General features: G+C 44.2%; 21 protein-coding genes. 14 read left to right on the forward strand and 7 right to left on the reverse strand.

Features of this window, described 5'->3' with window-relative positions:
* Window positions 1-8: 8 nt before the first annotated feature.
* Entirely contained in the window at window positions 9-521 is a 513-nt protein-coding gene (locus IHV80_RS17675) for a TRAP transporter small permease (protein ID WP_192891660.1), read from the reverse strand.
* Between the two features lie 299 nt (window positions 522-820).
* Here IHV80_RS17675 and IHV80_RS17680 point away from each other — a divergent pair, with 299 nt between their 5' ends.
* The 3 genes from IHV80_RS17680 (at window position 821) to uxuA (ending at window position 4090) form a co-directional block, all read left to right on the forward strand.
* Window positions 821-1804: a TRAP transporter substrate-binding protein gene (locus tag IHV80_RS17680; protein ID WP_192892162.1), complete on the forward strand. Its 984-nt coding sequence runs from the start codon at window positions 821-823 to the stop codon at window positions 1802-1804.
* Window positions 1805-1911: 107 nt separating this feature from the next.
* Window positions 1912-2694 (forward strand): FCD domain-containing protein, encoded by a 783-nt coding sequence (locus IHV80_RS17685; protein WP_192891661.1) that lies wholly within the window; start codon window positions 1912-1914, stop codon window positions 2692-2694.
* Window positions 2695-2902: 208 nt separating this feature from the next.
* Window positions 2903-4090, forward strand: coding sequence for a mannonate dehydratase (uxuA, locus tag IHV80_RS17690; protein ID WP_192891662.1), 1188 nt, complete (start codon window positions 2903-2905; stop codon window positions 4088-4090).
* A gap of 98 nt (window positions 4091-4188) precedes the next feature.
* Here uxuA and IHV80_RS17695 read toward each other — a convergent pair whose 3' ends face one another.
* Window positions 4189-4962 (reverse strand): AraC family transcriptional regulator, encoded by a 774-nt coding sequence (locus IHV80_RS17695; RefSeq protein ID WP_192891663.1) that lies wholly within the window; start codon window positions 4960-4962, stop codon window positions 4189-4191.
* 97 nt (window positions 4963-5059) lie between these two features.
* Here IHV80_RS17695 and IHV80_RS17700 point away from each other — a divergent pair, with 97 nt between their 5' ends.
* The 4 genes from IHV80_RS17700 to IHV80_RS17715 all read left to right on the forward strand — a co-directional run bounded on the left by IHV80_RS17700 (window position 5060) and on the right by IHV80_RS17715 (window position 9302).
* Window positions 5060-6181, forward strand: a complete 1122-nt coding sequence (locus tag IHV80_RS17700; RefSeq protein WP_192892163.1) for a multidrug effflux MFS transporter — start codon at window positions 5060-5062, stop codon at window positions 6179-6181.
* Between the two features lie 203 nt (window positions 6182-6384).
* Window positions 6385-6903 (forward strand): TetR/AcrR family transcriptional regulator, encoded by a 519-nt coding sequence (locus IHV80_RS17705; RefSeq protein ID WP_192891664.1) that lies wholly within the window; start codon window positions 6385-6387, stop codon window positions 6901-6903.
* Complete coding sequence (locus tag IHV80_RS17710) at window positions 6900-7955, forward strand: alcohol dehydrogenase family protein (RefSeq protein ID WP_192891665.1); 1056 nt, start codon at window positions 6900-6902, stop codon at window positions 7953-7955. Before IHV80_RS17705 ends, IHV80_RS17710 begins: the two co-directional genes overlap by 4 nt.
* Window positions 7956-8189: 234 nt before the next feature.
* Window positions 8190-9302, forward strand: coding sequence for an HDOD domain-containing protein (locus tag IHV80_RS17715; protein WP_192891666.1), 1113 nt, complete (start codon window positions 8190-8192; stop codon window positions 9300-9302).
* A gap of 176 nt (window positions 9303-9478) precedes the next feature.
* On the opposite strand, the gene IHV80_RS17720 is transcribed toward IHV80_RS17715, so the two are convergent.
* The 4 genes from IHV80_RS17720 to IHV80_RS17735 form a co-directional block, all read right to left on the reverse strand.
* Complete coding sequence (locus IHV80_RS17720) at window positions 9479-9877, reverse strand: DUF1090 domain-containing protein (protein WP_086714747.1); 399 nt, start codon at window positions 9875-9877, stop codon at window positions 9479-9481.
* Window positions 9878-10028: 151 nt separating this feature from the next.
* Window positions 10029-11537 carry an SgrR family transcriptional regulator gene (locus IHV80_RS17725; protein ID WP_192891667.1) on the reverse strand — a complete coding sequence of 503 codons (1509 nt, stop codon included), beginning with the start codon at window positions 11535-11537 and terminating at the stop codon, window positions 10029-10031.
* A 9-nt stretch (window positions 11538-11546) separates the two neighbouring features.
* The gene (locus IHV80_RS17730; protein ID WP_192891668.1) at window positions 11547-12557 is read right to left on the reverse strand and encodes a Gfo/Idh/MocA family protein; all 1011 of its coding nucleotides are present in this window, start codon (window positions 12555-12557) and stop codon (window positions 11547-11549) included.
* 113 nt (window positions 12558-12670) lie between these two features.
* Window positions 12671-13570 (reverse strand): homocysteine S-methyltransferase family protein, encoded by a 900-nt coding sequence (locus IHV80_RS17735; protein WP_192891669.1) that lies wholly within the window; start codon window positions 13568-13570, stop codon window positions 12671-12673.
* Between the two features lie 230 nt (window positions 13571-13800).
* Here IHV80_RS17735 and IHV80_RS17740 point away from each other — a divergent pair, with 230 nt between their 5' ends.
* Window positions 13801-14502: a lipoate--protein ligase family protein gene (locus tag IHV80_RS17740; RefSeq protein WP_192891670.1), complete on the forward strand. Its 702-nt coding sequence runs from the start codon at window positions 13801-13803 to the stop codon at window positions 14500-14502.
* A gap of 19 nt (window positions 14503-14521) precedes the next feature.
* Here the strand turns inward: IHV80_RS17740 and IHV80_RS17745 are convergent, their stop codons facing one another.
* A complete protein-coding gene (locus IHV80_RS17745; RefSeq protein WP_192891671.1) occupies window positions 14522-15346 on the reverse strand; it encodes an SDR family NAD(P)-dependent oxidoreductase in 825 nt (274 codons plus the stop codon).
* Between the two features lie 1239 nt (window positions 15347-16585).
* Here IHV80_RS17745 and IHV80_RS17750 point away from each other — a divergent pair.
* The 6 genes from IHV80_RS17750 (at window position 16586) to IHV80_RS17775 (ending at window position 23170) form a co-directional block, all read left to right on the forward strand.
* Window positions 16586-17167, forward strand: a complete 582-nt coding sequence (locus IHV80_RS17750; RefSeq protein WP_192891672.1) for a hypothetical protein — start codon at window positions 16586-16588, stop codon at window positions 17165-17167.
* A gap of 65 nt (window positions 17168-17232) precedes the next feature.
* On the forward strand, window positions 17233-17778 hold the full coding sequence (locus tag IHV80_RS17755; protein WP_192891673.1) for a hypothetical protein: 546 nt from the start codon (window positions 17233-17235) through the stop codon (window positions 17776-17778).
* A complete protein-coding gene (locus tag IHV80_RS17760; protein WP_192891674.1) occupies window positions 17775-20540 on the forward strand; it encodes a CS1-pili formation C-terminal domain-containing protein in 2766 nt (921 codons plus the stop codon). The genes IHV80_RS17755 and IHV80_RS17760 overlap by 4 nt, the downstream gene beginning before the upstream one ends.
* Window position 20541: 1 nt before the next feature.
* The gene (locus tag IHV80_RS17765) at window positions 20542-21255 is read left to right on the forward strand and encodes a hypothetical protein (RefSeq protein ID WP_192891675.1); all 714 of its coding nucleotides are present in this window, start codon (window positions 20542-20544) and stop codon (window positions 21253-21255) included.
* An 18-nt stretch (window positions 21256-21273) separates the two neighbouring features.
* Window positions 21274-22335 (forward strand): hypothetical protein, encoded by a 1062-nt coding sequence (locus IHV80_RS17770; protein ID WP_192891676.1) that lies wholly within the window; start codon window positions 21274-21276, stop codon window positions 22333-22335.
* A gap of 1 nt (window position 22336) precedes the next feature.
* Window positions 22337-23170: an autotransporter outer membrane beta-barrel domain-containing protein gene (locus tag IHV80_RS17775; RefSeq protein ID WP_192891677.1), complete on the forward strand. Its 834-nt coding sequence runs from the start codon at window positions 22337-22339 to the stop codon at window positions 23168-23170.
* The last annotated feature ends 50 nt before the right edge of the window (window positions 23171-23220 follow it).

Below are 23220 nucleotides of genomic sequence, written 5' to 3' on the forward strand. Positions count from 1 at the left end.
TCCTTCTATCAATCAAGTTGAGATTCGGTGACTAGGTCGTCGCCAGATATTAGTTTTTGAACGCGTTCGTAGGTAAATACGACGGAGTAAAAAATCATCAGCGCACCACTAATCGGCAAGCAGAAGTAGATGTAACCCATTTCTAAACCTAGTGCGGGTGTCAGTTGTCCCATAGCGAGTGTTTTAGCTGCTAACTGACTTCCACCGTGAACCAGAACAATATAAGAGAAGGTTGCAATGGCGATTTGAATAACGATTTCGTTGATGAGTTTACGTTTACCCGTCAATTTCATCGTCAGAAGGTCTATGGCTAGGTGGCGTTTTAGGCCGGTTGTATAAGCAGCACCGATAAGGGCTACCCACATAAAGAGATAACGAGCCAGTTCGTCGGTAACGGTACTTGGCTTACCTAAGACGTATCGAGACAAAACCTGCCATATCACGCACAGCACTAAGAAGGACGAAAGAGACACGGTAAAGGCGGCCAACCCTTTATTTATATAACTGACCAATTTATTCATTTTTATTTCCTTTCAACAAAATTGCGTATCTCATAACAATTGGTTTACCAATGTAAAAAACTGTTTCTTTGTAGGGTAGGTACGCTCAAAATTCTGGTTGAATCATAAGCGATCCAATTTAAATGTAGCGTGAGCGACTTCACAAATGATTTTGGTTGACCAATTTGTGGGTTTTTATTGTGATATTGGTCAATCAATTTCCAATTCGGCTTTGACGGTTCCTTTTTTGAGCGCCAATATGAGCCCATAACAAAAAACACCCTACACATTGGATAACCAATCCACGGAGAACAAGAATGATGATGACGCGTAAAACTCTGATTAGTGCTGTTGTCGGTGCTGCTTTCACTTTTGGTGCAACAGCCTCTGCTTATGCAGCGACAACATTGAAACTGAGTCATAACCACCCTCGTGACCATGCGGTGCATGAAGCGATGACGTTTATGGCGAAAGAAGTACGTGAATTGACTGATGGCGAAGTGCGTATTCGTATTTACCCTGATGCTCAATTGGGTACACAACGCGAATCTATGGAGCTAATGCAGAACGGCGCTTTAGATATGGTGAAAAGTAATGCCGCTGAATTAGAAGCTTTTTCTCCTGCTTATTCATCATTCAACATGCCTTACTTATTCCGCGATCAGGCGCACTACTACAGTGTGACTGATGGTGAAGTAGGCCGTGACATTCTGAACTCTTCTCGTGATAGCGGCTTTATTGGTGTGACGTATTACGACGCTGGTGCGCGCAGTTTCTACACCAATAAGCCAATTAATACGCCAGAAGATCTAAAAGGTTTGAAAGTTCGAGTTCAGCCAAGCCCATCAGCAATTGCAATGGTGAAAGCGCTAGGGGGCAACCCAACGCCATTGGCTTATGGAGAGTTGTACACAGCGTTGCAACAAGGTGTGGTGGATGCAGCGGAAAATAACATCCCTTCTTTCAGTTTGAGCCGTCACAGCGAAGTGTCTAAATACTTCAGCCTAGATGAGCACACAATGGTTCCTGATGTGTTGGTTATCTCAACCAGAGCCTACGATAAACTGACTAAAGAACAACAAGATGCATTAATGAAAGCGGCGAGTGATTCATCTGAGTTGATGAAAACACTATGGGCTGAATCGGAAGCAAAAGAGCGTGCTAAAGCTGAGAAAATGGGCGTAACGTTCGTTGAGCCAGACAAAGCTGCGTTCGCACTAGCGGTTCAACCAATGTATGACGATCTAGAGAAAACAAATCCCGAGTTGAGTGCTCTTATTGATCGTATCCAGGCTGTTGAATAACTAACAAATATAGAAAAAATTGTAATACAAAAACAAGGTGTTACTGCATTTTAGGATATAGAGGTTGACCAATTATATTTGGTCATTATGATGGCGAGAGATATATAATGGAAAAAAGTGACAATATCATCATGATGCCTTTCGAGCCGAAAAGACCTTATCAGGAGATAGGGTTAGTACTAAGAAGAGAACTGATTGAAGGCCTATACAAGGTCGGAGATAGGTTACCTCCAGAACGCGATATTGCTGACCGTTTAGATGTAAGCCGCACTGTGGTGCGTGAAGCGATCATCATGCTGGAGCTTGAAAACTTAGTCGAGGTAAAAAAAGGGTCAGGTGTTTATGTCCTGAACATTCCTACTCATTCTCGCGAGAATGTGATCAGCGATGATGCTGGTCCATTCGAGATGCTGCAGGCCCGTCAATTACTGGAAAGTAATATCGCGGAGTTTGCGGCAACTCAGGTCACTCCGGGCGACATCATTAAGATGCGCTCTGCACTCGAGCTTGAGCGCGAAGAGCTTGCAAGCGGCACTACCGATTGCAGCGGAGATGAAAAGTTTCACATGTGCATTGCAGAGGCTACGCAAAACTCTGTGTTAGTCGATATGTTGAAACAATCCTGGGATCGACGCGAAAAGAGTCCAATGTGGAATAAACTCCACTCTCACATCAGTGGTCAAGATTACCGTGAAGAATGGTTAGATGATCATGCCCGTATCCTCGCCGCCTTACAGCGTAAAGACCCTGTCGCTGCTAAGAACGCAATGTGGCAACACCTTGAGAATGTTAAACAGCGTTTGTTAGCGCTGTCAGACATTGATGACCCAAACTTTGATGGCTACTTATTTAGTTCCAACCCAGTGGTGCTGCTTAGCACAGAAAGTTAGTTCTGAAAGCTAGCGTTGAATTCAGCCACGAGATTTCACTTGAAGGCTGATTCATTCACTAGGTTATTAATAGGCAATCATCTTTAGACCGGCGTAGACCGGTGCTATCTCGGGCAGTAATTATCATTACTGCCATTAAGAAGTCGTTATTGCATTTAGCTTGATTAATTCGAGCCGGCTAAGTGCGTCTTAAAGAAAGGTAAGTCTCATGGAACAAACGTGGCGTTGGTACGGCCCTAATGATCAAGTTTCGCTAGATGACATTCGTCAAGCGGGCGCAACTGGTATTGTGAATGCACTGCACCATATTCCAAATGGTGAAGTTTGGACAAAAGAAGAAATCCTTAAGCGTAAAGCCATTATCGAAGATAAAGGTTTAACGTGGTCGGTCGTAGAAAGTGTGCCGGTGCACGAAGAGATCAAAACTCAAACTGGCAACTACCAGCAGTGGATTGATAACTATAAGCAAACTCTGGCTAACCTTGCTGAGTGTGGCATCGATACGGTTTGTTATAACTTCATGCCAGTGTTGGACTGGACGCGTACCGATTTAGAATTTGAAATGCCTGATGGTTCTCGCGCACTGCGTTTTGACCAAATTGCGTTTGCGGCATTTGAACTGCATATTTTGAAGCGTCCGGGTGCAGAGTCGGATTATTCAGAGTCAGAGCAAGTACAGGCGTTGGATTACTTCAACAACATGACGCCAGACCAAATCCAACAGCTGACCAACAACATCATCGCGGGTCTGCCGGGCGCTGAAGAAGGCTATACGCTTGAAGCCTTTCAAGCACAGCTAGACCGTTATGCGGGCATCGATAAAGATAAACTACGTGAGCACATGTCTTACTTCCTCGCTGAGCTGATGCCCATTTGTGATGCGAGTGGTTTGAAGATGGCGGTTCACCCAGACGATCCACCGCGTCCAATTCTAGGTTTGCCTCGTATCGTCTCAACGATTGAAGATATTGACTGGCTGACCGAGCATGTTCCGAGCAAAATGAACGGTTTGACGATGTGTACAGGTTCATACGGTGTGCGTGGCGACAATGATCTGGTTAACATGATCAAAAAGCACGGTGACCGAATTTACTTTACGCACTTACGTTCTACCAAGCGGGAAGAGAGCAACCCAATGACATTCCACGAAGCGGCTCACCTTGATGGCGACGTGGACATGTACAACGTTGTAATGGCTATCTTGGATGAAGAGAATCGTCGTGCAGAAGTGGGCGATCACCGCCTAATTCCAATGCGTCCGGATCACGGTCATCAAATGCTGGATGATCTGAAGAAAACGACCAATCCAGGTTACTCTGCAATTGGTCGATTGAAAGGCTTGGCTGAAGTGCGCGGTTTAGAGATGGCATTGAAACGCGCTTTCTACACCAAGTAACGATTGCACCTAGCTTTAAAATACTCTTAAAAACCAGAGCTTATGCTCTGGTTTTTTCGTTTCTGAGCTAAGTAAAATTGATGCATTGGGTAAAAAGGTCACGTTCCTACCTTAGTAAAGGCCAGTGGCGTTTGTCCGGTTTGCTGTTTGAAAAAGGAAATAAAAGCACTGTTGGAAGAGAACTCCAATTGGTGTGCTACATCGCCGACTTGTCGGTTCTCTGAGAGCAGTTCAATCGCTTTAAATAAGCGCCACTGTTGCCGCCAATCTTGATAAGTCATGCCTGTTTCTGCCTTGAACAATCGAGTGATAGTTTTAGTGCTTGCCCCAACTGAATCAGCTAATGTCGATAACCCGGGGGCTAAGAATGAATCGCTTCTAACTTGTTCACAAAAGCGTTTGAATCGGCGATCTGTCGGGAGTGGTAAGATGAATGAGTGCTGATTGGCGCTATAGAATTCTTCCCAAAACAGGTTGGCAGTATTGGTGGTTTGCTCGGACGCAATGTCCCAATCCCAAAAAGCCATTTTGTTGATCAGAGCCTTTAGTAGCTCATTTACTTCTACAATTTCTATGTTTTCTGGGCATGTGTAAATACCACTATCGAAATAGAGCGAGCGATAGGCAACCACATTGGTCATCTGTGCTCGGTGCTTAGTATAGGGTGGGATCCACACGGCTTTGGTCGGCGGTAAAATGCAAAGGGCGTTTTCCAAGGTCAAGGTGATGCAGCCTTGTGGAGCATACAATAGCTGACCTTTCACGTGGTGGTGGATGCCTGAGTCGTGCTGACCTAGTTCTGCAGCAATGCCGATTACAGGTGCGGGTAAGCCGTCGGCATCAAACTCACTCGTCTCACTAATTAATGCCATTTGTCCTAATCTTGTTGTTTTTGGTCTTAATGTTGTTAACGGGTCAAGATTAGTTTCCTCTAGACTTCGCGTCAAGTTCACTGGTCTTGGAAAAATGATGAAAACAAAACCTTCTTTATGGCAAATGGTGCTGTTGTTGATGTTCCCTCAAATCGCAGAAACCATCTATAGCCCGACTCTGGATTCAATATCGAAATCCTTCGATGTTAGTTATACACAAGCGGCACAAACCCTCTCTATCTATTTCTCGGCATTTGCGTTGGGTGTGGTGGTCTGGGGTGTACTCGCTGATAAATGGGGACGTCGACCAACCATGTTATTGGGGTTGGGGTTATTTGCCTGTTCGGCAGTCATTGCCATACAAACCAATAGCTTTACTTGGTTGATGATAGCAAGAGCGATGGGCGCTTTTGGGCTTGCGGTTGGCTCGGTTGTTACTCAAACCATGTTGCGAGATGCTTTTAGTGGCCCAGAGTTGGCCAAGGTGTTTGGTTACATGGGGATGGGGCTGTCGATTAGCCCAATTATCGGGCTGCTGCTTGGTGGCCAATTGAGTGAGGCTGGTGGACACCAATACGTATTTACTGCCTTACTTATTATGGTGTTGGCACTAATAGCACACAGTTTGTGGTCTTTGCCGGAAACACAGCAATCTAAGCAGCCGTTGCAGCTAAAATCGCTCGGTATTCGCATGGTCAAAGACGGCAGCATTTGGATTTCAGCACTGCTTGTCGCATCGTTCAATATTGCGCTGTTTTCGTATTACCAACTAGGTTCATTCACCTTCTTACAGCTTGGATTTAGTATCGAGCAGTTTGGTTATAGTGGTGTCGTTCTTGGGTTCGGAACCTTGCTAGGAAGCTTGGTTAACAAGGCGCTATTGAAGCGACAAGTTTCCTCTATCTCTTTGATTGGTCTAGCCGCAGGGCTTCAAACGGTTGGTGCGGTGGGTGTGTATTTTTCACAACATTCAATCTGGTTCTTGCTTCCGATGATGCTAGTGGTGATGGCGTTTGGTATTGCGATTCCTAATGTATTGAGCCGAGCATTGGTGCGTTACCAATCTCAAGCCGGAAGTGCAGGGGCATTGTTTGGTTTGATGTATTACATCTTGATCGGGTCTGGGCTCGCTCTAGCGGGAATGATTCAAGATCTAGGTGTGGTGTTGGTACTTTGTGGTGCGTTATCTGTGTTGGTGACGATACGCAGTCGACTCTAGCCTAAACGGTAAGTCTCTCATCTATATCGATAAATTCCGCACTCTATTTTGGAGCGGAATTTTTCACTTCTTCGTTCGTAATATTTGGATATTGACATGGGTAGAGTGATCGTTCTACCCTGTAAGTAGAACAATCATTCTACCTGTTGTTATGCCTGTCACGGTTATTAACTAGGATCGGTATTCAGTATTAAGAGAGAATTATGTTGAGAGAGCAGATTGCAGCAAGCCTTGAAGTGGCATTTAGCCAACAGGGCTTTGCGGAACCGAGCGTTGCACAACTGAAAACGGCGTGTAATGTCAGCTTAAGAACCTTGTATAAACACTTCCCTTCAAAAGAAGCGATGATCGTTGGTGCATTGGAATACCGACATCAGCGCTACCTTAACTTCCTGTTAGAAGCATCTCCGGAGGCTAGCTTGGAAGCTGTCGTTCATATTTTCAACAAGCTTCAACAGTGGTTAGAAGAGTATGCGCCGCATGGTTGTATGTCGATGAATGCCATTGCTGCGTTCCCAGATAACGAGCTTATTAACCAAGCGGTTACGCAACACAAAGAACAAGTTCGTGTGCTTATTGGCAAGCAGAGCCTCCGAGACGATCTCGCAACACCACTGTTTTTACTTCATGAAGGTGTTTCTAGTGCATGGCCGATATTAGGCGAAGAAGCGGTGGCATCAGCACAGAATATGGTGACAAAATTACTTAAGGAAACACGATGAATTTCGAGATCCCCAAAACAATGAAAGGCGCAGAGATGTTAGGTCACGGCGGAGCGGAAATGCTTGGTTACCGTGAAGATATCGCTGTTCCTGAAATTGAACCTAATGAAGTGCTTATCAAAGTGATGGCAGCAGGCGTCAACAACACGGACATCAACACACGAATCGGGTGGTACTCAAAAAGTGATGACTCAGACGACGCCAGTTGGTCGGGTGAAGCGTTAAAGTTCCCTCGTATCCAAGGTGCTGATGTGTGTGGTTTTATCGTGGCGGTCGGCAATGAAGTCTCTGCGGATCGTATTGGTGAGCGTGTTCTTATCGAGCCATGTTTGACAGAAGTTTACGATCGAGAACTGCCACAACCATGGTATTTCGGTTCTGAGTGCGATGGTGGCTTTGCTGAATACACTAAGGTAGCGGCAAAACACGCGTATGCAGTGGACAGTGCGATGTCGGATGTTGAGCTGGCGTCTTTCCCGTGTTCGTACTCGACTGCGGAAAACATGCTGACGCGATCTAATGCGACAGAGGCCGACCGCGTACTTATCTCTGGTGCGTCGGGTGGTGTGGGCTCGGCGGCGATTCAACTGGCAAAAGCTCGTGGCGCTTATGTTATTGCGATTACTAGCCCAAGCAAAAATGAACAGTTGCTTGAGCTCGGCGCCGATGAGGTGATTGCTCGCGATGCTGATTTAGTCGAAACGTTGGGCGAAAGCAGCGTTAACGTTGTGATTGATTTAGTGGCGGGTGACAAGTGGCCAGAGTTTCTTGACGTCCTAAAGCCGCACGGTCGTTATGCCGTGTCCGGGGCGATTGGTGGTGCGATGGTCGAGCTTGATGTTCGTACTCTGTATCTAAAAGACCTGAGCTTTTTTGGTTGCACGGTTTTAGAACCACAAGTGTTCCAAAACTTGATTAATCGTATTGAGAAGCAGCAGATCGGCGCCATTGTCGCAGAGTCTTATCCGCTTGTAGATATCCATACCGCACAAGATGAGTTTTTAAAGAAAAAGCACGTCGGTAAGATCGTATTGAAAGTTGCTGAGCGCTAGTTTCGTTAGCATCACAGTTCCAATGTATGAAAGAGCGAGCAAGCGTGATTAGCTCGCTTTTTTTGTTTCGGTGAATACAAGCGATCTTGGTCTCGCCGTCTGTTGAGTAACAGATCCTATACAGCTGAAAAATTAATGATTCATTTATCATTGTATGGTTTATGAGTCTGCTGTGTAATAATCGCCGCCGTTATATATCCCGTTCTGTTTTGTATTCATCTAGGAGCCGTATTGATGTTTAAAAGGGTATTGCAGGCACTATTTTCCCCTTTCGCTTCCAAGCAAGGTAAGCAACTAAATTCCTTACAAAGTGCCTCTCAGAAAACCGCCTCAGATGAGGTCTGCTCTCAAGGGCAAACGGCTGTTAAGCCTTCAATCTTTGTGCCGCCTTCGTCAAATCAACCGTCATCATTAATCGTCGATAAAGCGATGAGCCTTCACGATGAAGAGTTTCTTGATTATCTGTTTGGAGAGTCACGTCTACGAACAGAATCGGACCCATTTAGCGACTTTGTGGCGTGCCAAGTTGAACGCTTGATTCGTTCTCCTAAAGCGCTGCTGAATGAATTGCCCGTGATGCCTGCTTCTGTCACGACATTAATGGGTGAACTACAAAGTGATGAGTTTGATGTCGATGCCCTGCTAAAGGTGATTGAGCGAGAGCCAAGCATGGCGGCCGATGTGATTAAACTGGCTAATAGTGCGTTCTACAAACGTAATGAAAAGCAGGTGACGGATCTAAAAACCGCATTCTTAAATATGGGCTCTCAAGGTCTTGTTGAGGGGGTGGTGAATTCTTATATGAAGAACTTTACGCCGGGTAATAATATTTACTGGCGTCATTTCGGTGAGAAAATTTGGAATCACAGCATCCAGACGGCTTCTTTTTCTAAGGAGTTAATGAAAGAGTCACCATCTCAAGAAGACCAAGCTACCGCATATTTTGTTGGGTTGATCCGTAATCTAGGCAAGATGATCATTTTCCAAATGATGGTGGAAGCTTTCAAGCATGTTGACCCTTCTGTCCCGCCTAACTCATTGGCGTTGAAGCGCTTGATTCATAGTTATTCTATTCGCCTGACTTACACGATTGCAAAGTTCTGGGATCTGCCTGAATCGGTATTGACTGTGATTGGCTATCAAGAGTCGAGCAGATACGCATGCACTCCACTTGGCCAAGCGGTGTTTGAGGCTAACTCTTTGAGTGAGCTGACGTACTTATTGGAAGAACAGGCGATCGACATCGAGCAGTTTAAGAGTCGATGCAAAGAGAGGCTGACGTCACCGACAGCGTACAAGGTAGCTAATCGCATCTATAAAGAGTCTGAATTGGCGTTGGTGGGATAAGCTGTCGAATTTGCTTTGTTAATTGTGGATGTTGTTTAAATCAGCATGCTTTAAATGGCCTTATTAATATGTAAGGCCATTTTTGTTTCTAGTTTTGATACATCATTGGTAGCTAAATGATGTATCGAAACTAGGGGTAGCTTAGAGCAAGGGGCTTAGCTGAAAACAAGTGCTGCTTAAGGGATCTCTGCTAACTCTTGCTTTAAGCGATCGATTTTATGCAGTTCTTTTTCGATCTTATGTTGGTATTTTTGAATCTTATCCGCTTTATCGTCTCTTTTTGCTTCTTCTAAGTCGGCTCTGTATTCGGCCAAATCTTCTTCATTGGATTCGATTTTGTCACGGAGGTCTTCTTTCAAACCCTCATTGGTGCAGTTTTCTTTCGCGGCTTTCAACGCTTTTGTTAATCGCTCTACTTTGTACTGGTTGTCGTATTGTTCTGCTTTCTTAATTTGATATTCGATCTCACAGAACTTCTTCTCGCAACCCGCGAGAGCGTCGCATTGGGTGCTCGCCATGCTGTTAAAAGAGAGTGCGCAAAGAAACAATAATGAGCCTTTTAAGTGTCGAGTCATGGTTTACCTTCTTATTGGGGCTGTTTAGCTTGTGCTATTTTTGTTGAGTATCACTTCCAGAGTACATTAGCACCCGATTACTTTGCTATTGGCAGGGGAGTGTTAAAGATAAGTCGCTGTGCCTAATGACTTATTTTGAACATGGTTAGACTTACAAATGGTTAATCCATAACTTGTCGAGTTCGCACCAACCGAAACCATTCACTTGTGCGCCGTGTATCTTTTCAGAAACCTCTAAGTTGAACGCCTCTTGCTTGAGCTCAACCGCAACCCCAGAGTCATTCAACCAAAGCCGAAGCATCAACAGTGCATTCATTGCTAACTCAAAGTTTGGCTGGCTTCTTATTGAGGCTAAACCTTGTTCGATTGTTTCTAGCATCTCAGCAGGTAGTGTTAACTCCCTAAACGGGAACCGACTGAAGAAGCTTAACCACGAAGCAAAGGTGTCGTTTTCATCAATAATGCTGCATAGCGCGACGTCTTTGATGGTTCGGTAGTGTCCATATTCAACGCCAATCGAACTCTCACCAGAAACCGATAACTGTTTGAATAGTGCTTGGCATTCAGAGGTGTCTTCAACGGTGAATTCGCGAAATGGTTTAGACAATGTTGGGTTCTGAATCTTGAAAAACGTTGAGCCGAAATTCTGTTGATCAGCAGAGTTATCTCCACTCACTGTGATCGTCTTTTCGGGCAGCTTCACACACACCTGATTTTGAGCGCAAGCTTTGCTCTGTGCCCATTCTGGATAGACCCACAACTCAATTCGATGAAGAATGGGCGTACTGTGTACATACGCGCTATTGCGGCTCAATCTCAACATCTTGCTCGAGAAAATGTCTAACGAGAACGCGCCAGAACCAATCAGCCTATCGGTCGAAGATGAGTGATCAAAAATGGAGGCTTCAACTCTGGCAAGTAAGCGCGGTAAATGCCAATCAGGTTGATTCAATTTCACGACAACCACATTACCAGGCGAGACAGAGGCCTCATCAATATGCTGATAGCAGCGACGCCATATTTTGTCTTGGCAGAGTGAGTTAAGGTTGCGAGCTATGTCTTGAGCTTCAAGTGTTCGACCGTTGTGGAATTGAACGCCATTACGAATTTGGAAGTGCCAGACAGTTGCATCTTCATTGGGTTGCCAGTGGTAGGCTAAATCGCCGCTGAGTTGACCGTGCTGAACGGAGGTGAGGCGTTGGCAAACCTGCATCACTAAGAAGCGTTCGGTGCGCCTAAGTACTCGTTGAGGATGAAGAGTCTCAAGCTCACGGTGAAAGGGAATGTACGCGACGTTCTGCGCAGAGTGATTGGCGCTGCTTAGAAAAGCTTGCAGTTCCGCGCCAGCGTTGCGCCCATTAAAGCTTAAGGTGCTAAATACCTGCTCGACGTTACCTGAATCTGCGTGGTTTTTCGCGTATTGGTAACAAATATCCATCGGTTCAACCAGACATGTGAGCTGTGCCTTTTTGTTGCGCCCAGAACTGGCTTGCCATTCAATCCAGCCTTGCGCTGTCATTGTTTTTAGTAAGGTTTGAACGTGACGCTCACTAACATGTAGAAGCGTTGCTAATTGGCTGACTTGGCAGCGTGATGCTCCAGGCCCAAAAGCCTGAAATATCTTTTCGTACAGTTCAAGCTTGCGCTTAAGGTTGCCCAATTCGCATTCCTAAATATTAGGTTGAGTTAAGTGTTGGTAGCCAGCATCAGCGAGTGCTGTTTCCATGGTTTCAAGAACCTGTGCACTTATCTTTGAGCTTAGGATATCAGACTCAAGTTTGCCCTCTAATACAAGTTGCGAGAAGTGCTCGATTTGATATTCGAACCCATTACCCTGAATCGGGTGTTGGATAGTGAAGGTTTCATTTCGGTATTCGATCTCGATGTGAGCAGGGTTCCACCACTTCTCTTGAATTGTGATAGTGATGTCTGGGCCAGTTAATCGCGCAGCGCGTGGCAGATTGCGTACCGTTGAAGCCGATATGGTCGCGCTGATTTCTCCAGAGAACTGGAAGCATGAATCGGTATCAACATTTGATTCTTCATAGAGGCTCGACATCTCTACTTGAGGGATAGAAGGCGTAACCCCAAGCGTGCGGCACAAATCGTAGAAAAACCACAGTCCATACACACCAACATCAAGCGTTGCTCCGCCCGCTAAATCTGGGTTGAAGATAAACAGTTTAGGGTCATAGTCGTGCTCATTGCCAAAGCTGGCTTCTATCGAATCAATCTTAATCTGGTTGTCGATGAGAAACGATGTAAGCTCGCGATAGGCTGGGAACACGACAGTCTTCATTGCCTCTAGTAACATCACACCATGTTGCTTCGCAAGGGCTTTCATTTCTAACCAATCACCAAGGTTGGTAAAGGCGGGCTTTTCTACCAATACGTGTTTTTTATGGCTCAGAAACAGTTCGGCTAGAGGCTTGTGATAAGGGTGAACCGTTGCGATGTACACTGCCTCAACACCGGGATCTTGAGCCATGGCTTCATAAGAGCCATAAGCCTTGGCGCAACTAAACTTGTTGGCGAACGTGGCTGCGCGAGAGTGATCTCTTGCAGCAACAGCATATAAATCTCCGTGCAGAGAGTGTTCTGTGACTGCCGTTGCGAATCTATTGGCGATATTACCTAGCCCGGCTATGCCCCATTTAATCTTGCGTTGCGTGTCGCTCATCAGTTGCTCCAGATCGTTGTTTTGTATCAGTGTACTCAGAGACGTCACATACAAATAGAGAACAGATTTCTCAACCTGTTCTCTATTTATTTTATTCTAGTTGAAGCTCTGGCTTAGCTCTGTATGGAGAGCTTCCAATCGGCTAGGGCTTTAATGTGTTTGGGCCCGATACCACAACAACCACCGACGATATTCGCACCCAATGCGTGCCAGCGTTTGGCGTAAGTTAAGCAACCTTGGCCATCCAGCTCGCGCATTTCTTGAAGCATGTCATTCGCTTCATGTTCGCTGCTGATAGGCGCAAAGTTGTTTGCGTAGACACCGATTTCTAAGCTGATACCTAGTTCATTGATCACTTTCTTAGCATCAATAATGGCTTGATCCATCACTTCAGGCACTGAGCAGTTAAACATAATGCCTTTTGCGTTTGATTTGCAGGCCAGTTTGATGGCGTCTGTTACGCTCTCACCAGAACGAATAGAAGCGGAATCGCCCTTGGTATCTTCCAAGCTGAATGCGTAATAACACGGTTTGTTTGATTGCTTGAGCACCGCATGAATGGACTCGAACTCTTGCAGACTACAAATGGTTTCCGCTATCCAAAGATCGATGTTTGGGTCTTGGGCATCGTAAAGAGTTTGGATGATTGGCGCTGCTTCTTCGACTTTGAACAAGTCTGGTCGGTAGCTACCAAATGGCGGTGGAATTGCACCCGCTACTTTCACGGTGTGAGGAGCACTATTGGCAACAGCCTTAGCCAATTCGCCAGAAAGCGCAGCTAGCTCAAAGCCTCGTTGTGTAAAGAGTTCTTCACCCAAGTGAAAAGGCACACACGCATAGCTGTTGGTAATTATGATTTCAGCGCCTGCATCGACAAAGTTTTGGTGTGCTTGGCTAACAAAACCTGGGGCTTCAATCAGCGCTTGAGCGCTCCAAAGAGGTTGCGAGAATGGCGCTCCAATTTCTTTGAGCTCTCGGCCCATGCCGCCATCAAGTATGGTGAGTGTTTTCATATTCAATACGATCTAAACAATTGCTGAAGTTCTGCCGCCACCATATCAGACAACCTTGCTTGACTAAAGCTATCCAAACGGAAGGGTTTTAACTAAGCCGATACAGCATAGATAGGAATAATAAAATATTGTACATATGGCGCTATGCTGTATTGGATTTGGGGGATATATTATTAATCATAGGGGCCTGTGATTAATTCGACCACAACAAGTTGTAGAGGAAAAGTGCATTGAAGTTAACGAATAAACTCGTGCGTTACCCGCACATTGATGTTGATCGCGCGTTTGAAAAAGAAGACGAGCTATTACAGCAAATTCAGGCTGGTGAGATTGGACAAGCCTTAATGTTGTGGCAAGCCAAAACGCCGACACTGGTTTTGCCGGCAGGTAAAAAGTGGCCAGTGACGGTGCAGTCTAAAGCACAGCTCGCCGACCAAGGCTGGCAACTCTGTTCGCGTAAAACGGGCGGTGCTCCAGTTCCTCAACTGCCGGGTGTCATTAACCTAGCGCACATTTATCATTGGCCCCGTGACGAAGCGTACAATATTCAAAAAGCGTATCTACATTTATGCAATGTATTAACGCAATTTTTTAAGGAGCTGGGCGTCGATGTGGATGTTCATGCAACCCCAGGTTCTTATTGCGATGGCGATTATAATCTCAACATCAATAAACAAAAAATAGTGGGTACGGCTCAGCGTGTTTTACTCAAACGTGGGGGCGGTCAAATCGTACTTTCGCAAGCCTGTATCTTGTTAGACGCTGATTTAGAGCACATCGTTGCCCCCGTGAACTTTTACAATCAAGTTTGCGGCAATCCAACCGTGGTGGATGCACATGTTCATACCCTGTTGTCTAAGCATGTAACACCCTTACCCAACGTAGACTCACTTTTTCAGCAGCTAAGCCAAGCCTTTATCAAGTATGCTTGATGCTATGTGTTTACCAGAATCAACTGGGTGCCACGCACAATTTCTCTTCTAGCAACCGATCAAGCGCTTCCACTAATTTACGGTTTTTAGCGGGGTTCAATGCATCGGCATGAGGGGCTTTGAATAACCCTGAATCATTATCGAAGTATTGCCCCGAAGCGTTGGCAAACTCGTCACTGAGTGCAGCGCGACAAAGGATATCGGCGCCAATCGCCAGATCATTCCCGTCCACGCCATAAGCCTCTTTGACCAGTTTGCTGCCGAGGAAAGAAGCAGGGTTCACCGGGATCACCGCAGGTCCATTATCTAATAGAGTGTTGGCCAATTCGATAGACCACATCGTCAGCGCGAGCTTGCTTTGCGCGTAAACTGGGCCATCTAATTCGCCGGCGTTCGAACTGATAAGCGCTTCTAAATCTACGGTTGATTGGGCTGCTGAAGATAGGTTGATGATACGACCTGTCGCATCAAAAAGAGGGAGCAGCTTTTGTGTCAGTCGATAAGGCGCAATGGTGTTCACAACAAAGCGTACATCAAGGTTGTCTGAGGTGGTGACTTCTGAAACCTTGTATACGCCAGCATTGTTGATCAATACATCGAGCCGCTTGTGATTGTTGTTGATTTGGGTAGCGAGCGCATCGACTTCTGAGAGCGTTGATAGATCTGCTATGTAGCTTTCTATGACTGCATTCTTAGACAGGCGAGACAAAGCGGTTACGACTTTACTCACCTTGGCTGAGTTTCGGCCATGAATTAGAAGGTGGTGTCCTTGTTGAGTCAGCGCTTTTGCGGTCTCAAAACCAATGCCATCTGTGGCTCCTGTGATCAGAATTATTTTTTGCATATCCCTTCCTTAAAACAGAATCCTAGCCACTTTTATAACAAAGTTTAACTGCGCAAAGTTTCTAGTGGTTCACAGGATCAACGCAAGAAGTGTACTCATTATTGATAAATTTGAAATAAACAGGCTGTCTTGTTGGTATGTTATCAGCCACTTTTCAATTTAGAGTTTAATTAGGTCGACTTAACTCATTTATGCCCCAAAACGTTTCAGAAGGCATAGTGCTAACCATCGAATTAGCTAATGTGCAAAATTCATCAAGAACTACCGAAGAACCCTTAGCAGTTGCAGAATTTGCAACAACTGTCATTGCCCCTAACTGGGCAACAGCTTGTTGCCCAAATCAGTCTGAGTAACTTTTGGAACATAGTGATTTAGGATGCGATTGAAGTCGATTTAAAGTTCCATAATTTATTTTTTCATCCTCAGAACTCTAATAAAATATCCAAGTGTATTAATTCACGGTAGTTTGTAAAAAATATTGAATTAACATTCTCTTGAGTGAGATAAAAGTTGAAGTGCTCTCATCTAAGTTACATCTGTCTGAAAAATTTCCCCCAAATTCAGATATTGAATGGTTATTTTGTTTTAGAGCTTTTGAAATACAGTCAGAGTATTTTTGTGTGGTAGCAAACAGTACTTGTCGAACTAACTTCAAGTCTGTGTGATATTTTTCCTACTCATTGTGTTCAAGAAAAAAAGGTACAGGCAACAAGTTATCAGCAGTAGTGTCTGTGACTGATTCACTATTGGTTACCATTACAAGTAAGCCGATAAGTAGTCGCTCAACAATTTCGGTTTTATCAATAAAAATCCCCGCAATAACCATTTTTCAAGCAGCTAATGATTAAACTGTGAATATTTGTGTTACCCCACTTACCTAATAGTCTTCAATTAAGTTCAATGTTCAAGTCAACTTGAAACACCTTATACCTGCTTACTTAACTTCTTCTTTTAAGTTGTAATTCGTCGATGATACGAAACGCAACATTGACTCAAAGTGTTAACCGCCTCGCTTCTTGCTTGTAGGAATTTTCTGAGATTGCTTTTGGTGTGTTCTGTTTTCATTTTCTTTCTGATTGTATGGGTTACATGCATGACATCCGATGCGTCAATAGCGTTGCTGGATGAATTTAAGTCAGCATGCTAACAAATAGATACGCAAGATTATTAATCTTATCCACAGTAAGCATGTGGACATGCTCGCACTCCCAAATTAAATTCTAATGAAAAGGTAAGAGTATGAAATTTAAGAAAGTTTTCTCTGTTTTAGCAATCGCACTAACAGCTCAAGGCGCATACGCAGCAGAAGGTGAAACTGCGACTGCGACTGCAAACTGGCAAGGTCAAATCCCTGGTGTTATCCAGGCTAACGGTTTTGTTATCACTGGTGAGGGCGGCGCACTAGTGACTCCTATCGGTCAGCTAATGCGTGCTCAAGATGGCGCAATTGTAGCTCCAAACATTCAACTTGAAGCGCGTGACAACACTGGTACGGCAGCTGCTCCAGTCGTTGGTGAACTGGTTTCTACTACTGAACGTGATGACGGTGCTGGCGGTACAGAGGCTCGTTCTATTGAATGGACAGTGGCAGATGTTGCTTTCTACGCAAACGGTACTCCTGTTACTGGTATTGAGTGGTCAGTACAGAATGATGGCACTCAACTAGCAACAGTAACTTCAACTGGCGTTACTCAAGTTGCTGCTCACAAAGGCGATATCCTGCTTCTAAACGCAGTTTCTACTTCTGACACAAGCGCGATTGACGCATACACAGGTCAAGACGCGGCGCTATCAGTAACGGTAGTGGCTTCAGAGCTTTAATTGAGAAGTCGATCTGGGGCAATGCTATCAAGATTGCCCCTCATCACTGAGTTAGGAAGTATCACGTGAGAGTTATTGTCTGTAGTACTGCATTGCTGGCGGCTCTGATGGTCCCGAGTGCCGCAGCGGATTACAAAAGTCATACGTTTCAGGTGTCAACCAATATTGACCGTTCAAACATGTTGGCGGATACGGTCAGTTTAAAACTCGATCCTAGTTCAATCACGTTGGCTTATGACGCGGTTATCAGCACGTTTGCAGATAAGCCCGTCAAGCTCATGATTGAATCTGATGTCTATACATTCGATTCGCAACTAGAAGTAACAGGCTACCAGTTATTCCTGATAAATAACGTCTCGAGTTGTTACTCATCACTACGACCAGAGACTGAAAATAAACTGGATGGCTATGACAGTATCGCCAACGTCCATATCGATAACAAAGTAGAGCCAATGAAGATTGGTGAAGCAATTTCGTATTCAGATACAAAATTTGACTCGGCAAGTAGCGTTCTTACCCATGATCTGATGCTTAAGTTCAAGGCCGTAGGGGATGAGGACGTTAGAAGTTGTAACGGCTCGTTTGTGGTGGGCTTTAGGTATGATTTATGAAAGGTGTATACAACTTATTAATCTGTATTTCTTTGATCACCTCATCCAGTGTTTTTTCAATGGGAGTGAATGTTCCCGAAGGTTTTGAAGACTTTTTTGCATACCAAAAGCAAACCCTTAAGTTAAAGCAACTAAATGGTGACTATCGTGATGTGGTTCTGCTGGTTGCCTACGATAGTGTAAAACTAACCAGTGATTCGAACGAAAACGCAAAACTAAGCCGCATGTTGTTGGACAACAATGTGAAGCCTCAGTACGTCGAAAAATTCCTAGTTGAACTAAAAAGTGGCGTCAAGGTTAGAAATAATGAGTGTAAAGAGAAAGAACTGTCTAACTGCGTGTTCGTTCCTACAGGTGAAGATTATGCGTTGGTGTTGGACTATGACAATAAACGCTTACTGCTTTTTGTTAGTCCTGATTTAGTCAATCAAGTCGAATCTAAAGTCGATGGGAAGTACCAACAAACCAAGAAAGATAACCCAGCGACTATTAACCATTTTTCTATTGATTTCGATAAATATGATGATTCGGATTTCAATTACAGCATTAACGACGAGTTAATGGTTGGGTTGAACTACGGTTACATCCAAAGTGAGGTTCAGTACCAGAGTTACAGCGACGAGTTCGACGTGTACAAGCTTGCGTACCATCTCGATTTTGACCGATACAGTTTACGAGTCGGGCAGTTCATCGGCCATGAATCAATGAACAGTACAGATTTCTTACGTGAAGGCTCAACGCTGAATGGCGTTACCGAGCGAACCATAGATTTCGGTTCATCAGACAATCTGTTATTGGGCAAGAAGAACGAAAACCAACAACTCTATTTCTTCTCCCCATCGGTGGGTCGTTTGATCGTTAAAGATGCCGACAATGGCCGGATACTATTAAACCGAAACACCGCGCCTGGTCAGCAGTTTGTATCTTACTCTGAGCTGCCATACGGTATTTACGATGTCATTCTAGAAATCCGTAATAACGACAACCTGCTGTTACAAGAAGCGCACACTATCTATAACAAGCGTTCTGACAACTTGGCGCTTAACGATTACGACTTTCTACTTTCGGTCGGGCAACTTGAAGGCAAAAACATCGTCAATAAAGAGCAAGAAGATGACTTGATGTTTGCGCGTGGACTGACAAGTTTGAAAGTACACAACTCAACACTTTTAGGGCTAGGTGTTACAGGCAGTGACTTAGGGGCGATCGCAACGGCGGGCTTAGCGTTCGATCTACCTTGGGATCTGTCTCTTCAGTCAACGTATAACTACGCCAACAGTGGCGAAACTTATTTTAATACTACGTTGAACTTGGGCTTGTTAACCACATCTTTCCAAGAATACAAAGGTGGCAACAACAGTAATTTGGCATCTACGTTGTACGGTTACGGCAACTTTAAACGCGCTTACATAGGCAGCTCATTTAAGTTGTTTAACTTAGGTCAGGCAAGACTAAGTGGTGCGTATAACTTTAACCAAAGTGATGTGACGTCGATTGACTATGAAAACTACAACTTTTCTTTTGGCTTGGGACGTCAGATTAACAACTATGTTCGCATGGACGTCAATCTGGGTTACACAACCAATTCTTTGGAAGAAGACTTTGAGCTAGACAAGCTTGATGGAACTTTGTCGGTAACGATCAATTTGAACCCGCAAGATTCTATCTCTTATCGCTCAACGGTTCATGGCTACAACCGACAGGTATCATCGTTCAGAAATACTTTGTCAGCGTCGTCAATCATCGACGGAGAAAACTACAGCGATTACGGCGAAGTCAGTCACGTATATAACAATGTTTCTGAGTCTTCGACCAGAGTGGATGCTTCTTATTCGGGCAACTATCGCAACGACTACTTACGTGCTAACGGGCTAGTCACTACTGATACAGAAGGTAAGAGAGGGGCTTCGCTGGGCTTTGATTCATCACAGATCATTGCCAACGGTAAAGGCTACGTGACCGCAAATAAAAGCAGCAGTTATGGCATTGTTGACCTACAACGCAACGGTGGTAGACAGCGCTCAGATGACGACAACAAGCTGAAAGCGTACTTAACCGTTAAAGACAACGACGGTCAATTGAAGAAAGTCTCGGTCTATAACTACCAAACGGTTATTCCAATGAATGACTATCGACAGTACGCGATTGAGCTGAATACCGATGTCGGTGACCTACAAAACAGTGGGCGAGATTATACCTCGGGGTATTCGTACCCATCGGGTGTGATTCAGTTAACCACCAGTGTCGGTATCACCAAAAAAGTTATATCAGGCTTTAAAGATATTTTTGATACACCGATTGCGAACCTAACGTGTGATGGTGCGGGCTGTTTAGATATTTATGAGCTTTACGACGGTGTTTTCGATATTACGGTATTTGATGAACTGCCATTTACATTAAAAGCGGATGGCTTGGTGTGTGAATTGGAAATTTATCAAGATAAAACCAACTACGGCACTAACTACTGCTTCCCTGAATTAAGACTAGGTGAGTCGATTCTAATACCCGGCCACCCTGAGAATAATAAATTGGTTAAATACTTGGGTGAGTATTACAAGGGTTTCAATATATTCGATTTCATATCCAATATTGAAAGCAAGGATATGCAAGTTTACATGCTAGATAAGCGCGAGCGAGTTGCTGTCTATGTTTCTTATGAAGATGAACTCCTTCTCTCAAATAAACAGTTAGAAGAGATGGATATGCTACTTAAATTTGCGAGAACAAATACTCCAATCAATATTGGTGAGGTAAGAAAGTAATATGAAAGTGAGATTAATAGTTGGAGCGTTTTTGTGTCTTTTCTCGACATTATCCAGCGCTGTGTACCTCGACAAAATGCTGCAAGTTTCCGATGAAAACGGCAACGCATCGTTCATTGTTACCAACGATAAAGAAATGGTTTATTTCGTTGAAACGAAAATCAATGAAATTGCGACCACGGAAGAAGGTGGATTAATTCGCAAACCTTATACACGAGAAAACTTGGCAGAATGGACGGTTGCGGTAAGTAACCCGAGACTCATTATCGAGCCAGGCAGAACAAAAAGTCTTGGTATCCGAGCCATCTGTGGGGATAGCTGCTCTTGGGATGAAGACCGTACTTACGAAATCGTCTTTGTGCCAAAACCGTACGCTAATGACACAGAATCAGGCGAACAATCAGTCAACATTTTTGTAGGTTACGCACCGGTATTAATTGTGCCTGCTAAAGAGCCAAAGGTTGATTACGACATTGATGTTGCGGGTAAAAGCCTTTCTATTCACAACAAAGGCAACACCATGCTCCGAGTGTTGATTGATAACTGCCAAGGCGTGAAAGAAAGCTCGTGCCGCGTTTTCTACACCCTGATCAAAGGTAGAAAAAAGAGCTTTGATTTGCCCAAAGGCTTAGTCAACAAAGACCTCAACGTCACGGTGCTAAACCATGACGAAAGTTATCGAAAAAAGATTGTCGTTCCTGCTAAAGGGCGTTAACGGGTGTATGGGTCGCTTATGAGACATTTAATTCTATTCGCTCTCTCTTTGGTATTCAGTGCATCAAGTTATGCATTGACAGTGAACGTGACGGTGAAAGGCGAAGATATTCGATACGAGAATGCGAGATCGTATGCTGGTTCGTTTTATTTAACCACAGCGTCAGAAATTTACTCGGGTTTGGAGCCAACAAAAAAATGGATCCCGGCCGTTGAAAAGGGATCCAAGTTGGTGACGTTAACCAACGGGACGAGTCAAGCTGAAGTAACTGTCGGAATTTACGGACTTGAGTTCGATTGGGGCGGCCTTAATTCATCTATTGATACGAGCGACTCTTCGCATGGTTCTGGTTTAGAAAAAGGACGATGTAATCCAGAACAAACTTCGTCAGGTGTTTTGTTGAGCAACAGCGCAGCTAACTACACGTGTATCTCCAATTATCCAGTGGTTAGCGCGAAAGAAAACATTCCTTTTTACTTTGTTAGGCCGATGTTTCGACTGCCAGATCTATTGACAGCGTTAAAAGGAAAACCAGAAAGGGTTTATGTCGGCAGCTTAAAAGTTCCGGTTCGTTACTACTTTTACAACAGTATGTCGATTTTTACTTATCGGAATCTGTCGCTTAATTTGACCTTTCAAGTCAACTATCTCCCAGAAGTCTTTACTTCATTGGTGGTGACTCCAGAAAACGGCGGCGTAATGCCTCCTCAATATGGCTCTGGGACTGTAAAAGGTGAGACACGCTTCAATATCGAAACGCTTGGTTACTTTAACACCGGAATCAAAATGAAGTTTGATACTTCAAAAGATTATTCCTTAACCCATGACTCTCAAACAGAGAAAGAAATCCCGTATTACGTTCACTGTGATACCTGTGAAGACAAAGTCATTGTCGGCGATAACGGCAAGGTCACCACGTCTGTATTGAATAATGCTGGCGTGGTATTGGCGCCTGTTGGAAGTGATAAAACGAGAATTAACTACAACCTAACAGTTGGCTACAGCGATAAAACGGTCAATGAAGTCGCTACTGGCGGTTACTCAGATTCCTTTGTCGTGATATTTGGATTGGACTTTTAATATGTTTAAAAAACTCATTGCAGTGGCGACTGTCATCTACTCTATCGACGGTTACACAACAGAATACGATGAATCGTTTTACATTACGCCGAAGTTAGATTTTGTGAATCAACTGAACTCAGAAGATAGCTCTGATTTTGGTTTAGGTTACGCCCTTGATATTGGTGTGCCGGTGTATAAGTTTGTTTCAATCGAGAACACCATTAGGTACATCGATTGGAACTCAGATCAGTTTGAAAGCAACTTTCTTCAATACGGAACCTTGTTAAAACTGAACTACCCATTCACCGAGAAAACCAATTTTTCACTTTCAGGCGGCTTCTTAGCAGACCTAGATGTAGGGAATGAAGCAAGAGGTAAAGAAGTGAACCCTTACGTTAAATTGGATGTGGATTACAACATCAATAATAACTGGGCGGTTGTTTTAGGTTTTAACCAGTCATTCAGTTCTGACTACTTAGATCAATACGCTTACAGTTTGGGGGTGAAATATAAATTCTATGAAGAGAATCCAACCATTGAACCGCAGCCAGTTTGTGACTGTATTTTCACAGAAAAGAAAGTAGAAGAAGTCTTACAACCTGCGCCTGCAGAGCCAAAAGTAGTTGAACCTATTATTGAAGAGGTGCTGGAACCAACGCTTGTTGTTAAGCAAGAGGTGAAGCCTACGCTTGAATACGTTCTTAAAGAAGGTGATTACATTTACCAGATATGCCATAGATTTGATATGTCTTTAGATGAGTTTGTAAACATGAATAAAGCATATTTTGCCGGTCGAGACTTGGATTATGTTTATCCAGGTGAAATTGTAAAAGTAAAAAATCCAAATAAATAACGAATACTCACAAGGCATATCATCGAAATTATTTTAGCGATGACCATGAC

It is taken from the genome of Vibrio bathopelagicus (assembly GCF_014879975.1).
GTDB classification, from domain to species: Bacteria; Pseudomonadota; Gammaproteobacteria; order Enterobacterales; family Vibrionaceae; genus Vibrio; species Vibrio bathopelagicus.